Annotated in this window: 7 protein-coding genes; 2 read left to right on the forward strand and 5 right to left on the reverse strand. The window is 24.7% G+C overall.

What is annotated here, in order from left to right:
• Window positions 1-155 precede the first annotated feature (155 nt).
• Window positions 156-1157 (forward strand): hypothetical protein, encoded by a 1002-nt coding sequence (locus AC8IG9_RS06295; protein WP_507425963.1) that lies wholly within the window; start codon window positions 156-158, stop codon window positions 1155-1157.
• A 147-nt stretch (window positions 1158-1304) separates the two neighbouring features.
• On the opposite strand, the gene AC8IG9_RS06300 is transcribed toward AC8IG9_RS06295, so the two are convergent.
• The 5 genes from AC8IG9_RS06300 to AC8IG9_RS06320 all read right to left on the reverse strand — a co-directional run bounded on the left by AC8IG9_RS06300 (window position 1305) and on the right by AC8IG9_RS06320 (window position 4948).
• Window positions 1305-3050, reverse strand: coding sequence for a zinc ribbon domain-containing protein (locus tag AC8IG9_RS06300; protein WP_507425964.1), 1746 nt, complete (start codon window positions 3048-3050; stop codon window positions 1305-1307).
• A gap of 38 nt (window positions 3051-3088) precedes the next feature.
• Window positions 3089-3265: a hypothetical protein gene (locus AC8IG9_RS06305; RefSeq protein ID WP_507425965.1), complete on the reverse strand. Its 177-nt coding sequence runs from the start codon at window positions 3263-3265 to the stop codon at window positions 3089-3091.
• 170 nt (window positions 3266-3435) lie between these two features.
• Complete coding sequence (locus tag AC8IG9_RS06310; protein ID WP_507425966.1) at window positions 3436-4374, reverse strand: casein kinase 1 family protein; 939 nt, start codon at window positions 4372-4374, stop codon at window positions 3436-3438.
• A 52-nt stretch (window positions 4375-4426) separates the two neighbouring features.
• Window positions 4427-4723: a hypothetical protein gene (locus AC8IG9_RS06315; protein WP_507425967.1), complete on the reverse strand. Its 297-nt coding sequence runs from the start codon at window positions 4721-4723 to the stop codon at window positions 4427-4429.
• Window positions 4724-4771: 48 nt separating this feature from the next.
• Window positions 4772-4948, reverse strand: coding sequence for a tail fiber protein (locus AC8IG9_RS06320; RefSeq protein ID WP_507425968.1), 177 nt, complete (start codon window positions 4946-4948; stop codon window positions 4772-4774).
• A gap of 169 nt (window positions 4949-5117) precedes the next feature.
• Here AC8IG9_RS06320 and AC8IG9_RS06325 point away from each other — a divergent pair.
• Window positions 5118-6490: hypothetical protein (locus tag AC8IG9_RS06325; RefSeq protein ID WP_507425969.1), on the forward strand; the 1373-nt coding region annotated here is incomplete at its 3' end.

The raw sequence follows: 6490 nt of genomic DNA on the forward strand, positions 1-6490 counted from the left end.
ATCTCTTTTTTCTGTATCTCTTTTTTCTGTATCTCTTTTTTCTGTATCTCTTTTTTCCGTATCACTTAGATCCATTTTATTATAATAAATTAAAAAAAATAAAAAATATGAATGAATTGTATTTTTTAATTTATTGATTATATATATTAATAACAATGAAGAGTTGGTTTGTATTTTCACATATAACTGATAAAGATGAACATGAGGATTTTTACAAAAATTTTAAAAAATGTAGAAAGAATTTAGACATTAATACTAGTGTATATATCTTGAAAATATATGGTAAACGTTTAGCAAATATCATTTACATGACATCAAATGAAGAAATATTATTAAAAAAAAGCCAACAAAGAAATTATAGTAGAAAACGTTGGTTAGAAAATCTAGTTGATTTCATAAAACTTGATGCAAAGGATAGAAAAACTGATATAAAAGCTATATCGTATTATGGACATGGGGGATCTGTTGTTGTAGGTCCTTGGAATGATCCATTTTTAGGAATTTCAGAATTATTAGAGTATATAGTAAAACCATTTAATATTAAATTAATATCATATGATGCATGTTATATGGGAGGAATGACTTCAATATATGAAACTTCATATTATTCTAAATTTGCATTAGCTAGTCCTAGTTGGCATCCAGATTTAAGTGTATCTACATTAAAAAATTTTGGTAAATTACCAAATACAAACGATGATAAAACATGGAAAAATTATACAAAAAATTTAGCTTGTGAATTTAAAAAAACAAATAAATATAAACCAAAATATAGTTGTTTAGTACCACTTGATTTGCGTAAATTAAAAAATATTGTAAAAAAAATAAAAGTATTAAAATTAACAAGTGATACAGTCTTGAATTTATCTGATCCTCAACAATTTGATTTAGTTCTAAGTATAACTGATCAAAAAATAGCAAATGATATACAAAAAATAGTTATTAGTAATTTTTGTATCAATGAATGTCCAAAGAGAATACATGGAATAAGTATAAGAGAACCAGATCCTAAAGATCTTTGGCATAAATATTTTATCAAAACAAAATGGTTTAAAATATTAAATAATATAGAAATCATTAATGATAAAAAAATTAAATTAAAACAACTTTTGGAAAAATCTAAAAAGAAAAATTTATCTTCAAAAGACTGTTTTTGAATACTTATTAAAGTACATTTATAATTTTTATCACCATGTTCATCCAGTTCTATATTTTCTTTACACCCTTGAAGATTTAAAACGCCGGTTTTGAAACTGACATTTTATTTCAGCAAAGTTAGTTATGTAATCTTGAATTGCTTGCGCTCACAAGGTCTTTACTTTCGCGCTTACATTTGCCTTTTGAGCTAAGCTGGGTAAAGATTTATTCGTTCGCTTAAACGCCTCTGGTTTATCCATTTTATTTAATGATACCATTAGCATTTTTAAGATATTCTTACAACCATTTATATCTCTATCAATAATCATTCCACACTCGTTGTTACAGCAACGGAGAACACTATTGACTTTGACACCATTATAAGATACCTTTTCTGTTTCATTATGACATTTACAACATAATTTACTTGTTCTAAATTCATTTACATCTATCACTTTACACCATTTTCGTAAATGTTTTTTAAGTTTTAGAACTGGACCACGTTTATGACCTCGTATAATTGAATCGTGTGGATTGCTCCAATCGCCAAATCCAACAACTACTTTACTTGGTTCATTAATGGTTTGTTTTTTACTAATTAACTGACATAACTCATTTATCTTTTTCTTTTCTAAAATGTATTTTGTAAAATGCCATTTCCTAAATGGATTTTTGTAATGGAATTCTAACACTTTATCTAATTTATTTAGACAGTAACTAAGTTGCTTACAAAATTCAGTTATATCATTAGTTTTTCCAATAGGCATATTTCTTATATAACTCAATACCACTTCATCTTTATTGTAATGTCGTTTTTGCTTATCATTAATTCTGTTAATACCAGCATCGTGATAATAGCTTTTACCTGAACAATCTATAATTGTGTCATTTTGATTATTACATCCAACAAATAACATTCTTAAACCAGGATCCAAAGCAATTAATTCTTGATTTTCATAAACAAATTCTTTTGGTTTTGATTTAACAATGTCATTTGTATTTGTTTTTTCTAAAAGAATACTTACACTCACACCATCTGTTAAAAATGAATGAAATTTCTTATTAATTGTTTCAAATTTTTGTATATGAAAAAACTTGTTCCAATAACTTTTTGTATGCTTATCAAAGTGTTCTCTTTTGAAATTATCTAATTTTATGCTTACTAAGATGTCTTTTATACCTGTTTTATCAATATTTATGTAATTCATAGTAAATCCATTCTTATTTGGTATTAATGAAAATAATCTTTTATTGTTTTGAATGTTAAAAGTCAAAATTTCATTATAAATTTTAAGAATTTTAGTTGTGTCTTTTTTGATAAACTTTTCATAAGGTGGTTTATTATCAAGAATAGTTCTATATTTCTTAACTATTTCATTTTCACCTTTGTAGTCTTTATCATAAACAGCTTTACAAATTTCATAAACAGTTTTATTATCAAGTTCGTATTTATCTTTAATGAATCTACTAAACCGTTTATAAAAATTAAGAACGAGGTGATTAATAGTTGAAATAACCATTTGTTTATCTAAATAATTAATAATGCTTCCAAGGTTATCTCTATAAGCAGGTTTATAATCTTTTGGTCTTTGTAATTTATAAATTTCAAAAGTTTTATTAAATGAAATTGTATTGTTGTTTTGAGATTTTTTAAGATACATTTCACTAACGTAACAAGAACATTTATAAAAGAAACTTTGATCTAAAACAGGTAAAACTTCACAGTCTCTAAAACATCTTAATAAATGTAAATTAGCAAATTTATAAACTTCAAAAATTAGTTTATTTGAATTAAGAACGTGTTGATTAAGTTTTTGTTTAATGAAATTATTATTACAGAATTGATTAAGGGTGGATTTAACGACAGTAAATTTGGAAGTATCAATGTTATCTGGATCAGGTGGTTCTTTCATTTATTATGAAATAATAAAATGAAAATAAATATTCATTTTCATTTTTTTTTTGTTTTCTCATAATATTCTTTTTGTTTTTGTCTAATTAATTCTTTATTTTGTTGGTAATGTACTTTAGCTCTTTCTTTATTTTTTTCGTTAAGTTTTTCTTTATTTTTTTCATAATATATTTTATTACAAGATGGATTAGTGTAGTTACTTAATCGGATTTTCAATAACTCATTTTATTCTTTTAATTTTTTAACTTGTTCTTCTAAATTTAGTTCCATTAATAATTGTAATTAAATTAATTTTAAATTAATTACGAGCGAAGCTAAGCGAAAACCGGCGTTTTAAATCTTCAAGGGTGTAAAAATTAACTGATATGATGTAAGGATTACGTACTTTATTGATTCCATTCTAATTTGTCATCTTTGTAGTTTCTTGACTTGTAAAGCTTGTAAAACATTTTTCTAAGAGCAGAATAGTGTGGTTTTTCATCAAAATCTAAATTTTTTACATATTTTAAAAATATAGTAAATTCCTTTGGCATTCCTGAACAAAGATCTTCGACTGAAATTTTATCCTTTTTTTCTCCTATTAATTCGTAACGTCTGTTCTTGTCCTTATTTTTTATTCCCTGCCACGGTAATTTTTCTTTATAAAGATAAACAAGTAAATATCCAATTGATTCGAGGTCATCTTTTCTAGATTGTTCTCTTCCTTTATGCGAAGAGATGCTTGCATACCTAGCAGTTCCACAAAATTTTTTATTTTCGCAAAAAGGTATATGGTCACCATTGCGTTTAACGTATTTTTTAGATAATCCAAAATCTATACAAAATAATTTGGTTGGATCTGTCCCTTTACCTCCACCGTCTATGATGTTACCATGTCCTAGTGTAAAATTATCTGGTTTAATATCTCTGTGTATATATCCTTTACTATGTATGTGTTTTATAACAGATATCATTGAAATAGCTAATGATATAACTGTTTTCATACTAAATTTTTTGTGTTTATTTAAAAGTTCTTCTAAAGAAGGTCCTAGTAAATCCATTACTATAATTTTTCTATCATTATTTTTTATAACTTTCATTTCTGCAACCCCATTTTCTCTATCTGATATATTTTTATATACTTTTGCTTCTTCTAATAAAGATTGAAGTCCATCTCTTTCATCGTTTAATATTGGTATTTTTAAAGCGACTAATTCGCCTGTTTTTTTATTTTTTGCTTCAAAAACATCTCCAAAAGATCCAGAATTGATATATTTTGTAATAGTATAACGATTAATATCTGTACCAATTAATTGATGTAATTTATCTAATTCTTTTTTATTCATTAAATTTATATAGATAAAAAATTAAGATAATAACCCACAAATAAAATTAATATTAAATTAATAATAAAATTAATATTAAAAATATCTTTAAATTGAAATTTAATGTAATGCATAAATAAATGTATTTGCAATAAATAATAATATCAAATGCTTGTCCAGAACCAGCAGCTGCAATTGTAATACCTGTTGTAGAAGTTCCTGTTGTAGTTGGTAAATCTGCATTGTCAGCAGCGCTATCTTGTGTAGTAAGAGTATTAACACCTTGATCATTTGTATTATTTGTATAACTATGTGAGTGACCATTATCTATTACTTCGTGAGTATGTGAAGGCATTTCAGTTGTAGTCATCGTGTGTGTTTCTGAACCTACAGTGTCACCAAGAGATCGATTTGTTAATCAGGAACCCTGACCAATACTACCAGAAACTCTTCCTCTTGCATCAGGAATTTTAAAAGTAGTTGCATTGTTACTTCCAAAAGATACCCCTATTAAATGAAATAAAATATTATAAACTCCTCCCGTCACAAATAATCCACCCATTGTGATCTTTTTGTGCAATTGATTGTTAAACATCTCCTATAATATTTGGTCTAATATATGTCCAATCATCAATTTCTTTGTTATAAATTTTTATAGCTCCATATTCTTTATACGTTAATCTGCTTTGCATTGTATATATACCCAATATTTTTTTTCCGCACTAAAGTAATTTAAATATAAAATTTAATATAACTTTAATAATATGCAAGACCATTATACTAAAGATTTTAATTCTGATATAGAAAGTATATTAACTAATTCTGATATCTTGTCTTATTTTTTATCAAATAAGAAAAGCATATTGCATTTTGTAAAAATGTATATAGAAGTAGACAAAGTTATAGGTTCTGATAGTTTAAAATCAAATCTAATCTATAATAAATTAGATGATATTAAAAATGTATTATCAAACCATACACATGAACTCAATAATTTATCTCTTAATGTATCTAATGTTAATGTTATTCTTAATAATAAATTAGAATCTATAAAAGATATTACTAATACTGAATTGAAAAGTACCTTCTATGACTTTCAAACGCAGCTATTAAAAGAAAATAATAACAATAATGAATTAAAGGGGATTTTTGAGAATTTCAAAGAACGTATTGAAATTATCAATAGTCAAAAATTTGACGATTTAAATATATGTATTAAAGATTCATTTGAAAAATCACTAAGTTCACATGAAATGAATAATAAGATATGTATTATTGAAAAAAATCTTTCAAATTTAAATGTATCTAATTCTGCAAAAAAGGGTCAAGTAGCTGAAACTGTTTTATTTAATATATTATCAGAAGGATTTCCAGATACAGAAATAGTAGACACTTCACATACTGCTAATTCAGGAGATATTCAAATGATAAAAGATAATAAACCAAATATTTTAATTGATTCAAAAAATTTTGGAAATAACACTGTTCCTAAAAGAGATCTTGACAAATTTTATAGTGATATTCAGCAAAATAATTGTTCAGGAATTTTATGTAATGCATTTGGTGGTATTGCTAATAAACAACATTTTGAAATAGATATAGTTGATAAAAATATACTAGTATTTATTCATTCACATCAATTTGATACAACATTATTTAAATTGGCTACAAATATTATATATAATATGCATCAAGAATTGCGTGAAAAACAAACTGATAGTATAATTTTAGATCAAAGACTTTATCAAAATATAAAAGTAGAATATAATTATTACATCCAAACTTTTAGACATCATCTTGATATTATAAAGTCGAATGTAAATTCTTTATCTCAGCTAAGTTTTTCATTACTTGATAATTTTTTTAAACGTAAGGCTACTGCAAATATAGAATTAAAGCAATTTAGCTGTCATATATGTTCATCTCAATTATCAACTGAAAAAATTTTAAAAACACATTTAAAAAAAATGCATGGTAATTTGTTATCAAATGACAATGTAAAAGTTATAGAATCTAAACCTAAAGCTAAACCTATAGAATCTAAACCTGTAGATTCTAATTATAAAAATCAGAGTGATAAATTACAAAATAACATTGGTAATCAAGGTATATCTATGATTAAACAAAATGTTAATAA

This window comes from Candidatus Allofontibacter sp., from assembly GCF_040404065.1.
Lineage (GTDB): Bacteria > Pseudomonadota > Alphaproteobacteria > Pelagibacterales > Pelagibacteraceae > Fontibacterium.

Coding starts and splice junctions, on each gene's coding strand:
- AC8IG9_RS06295 (WP_507425963.1), top strand. CDS start 156: ATGAAGAGTTGGTTTGTATTTTCACATATAACTGATAAAGATGAACAT.
- AC8IG9_RS06300 (WP_507425964.1), bottom strand. CDS start 3,050: ATGAAAGAACCACCTGATCCAGATAACATTGATACTTCCAAATTTACT.
- AC8IG9_RS06310 (WP_507425966.1), bottom strand. CDS start 4,374: ATGAATAAAAAAGAATTAGATAAATTACATCAATTAATTGGTACAGAT.
- AC8IG9_RS06315 (WP_507425967.1), bottom strand. CDS start 4,723: ATGACTACAACTGAAATGCCTTCACATACTCACGAAGTAATAGATAAT.
- AC8IG9_RS06320 (WP_507425968.1), bottom strand. CDS start 4,948: ATGTTTAACAATCAATTGCACAAAAAGATCACAATGGGTGGATTATTT.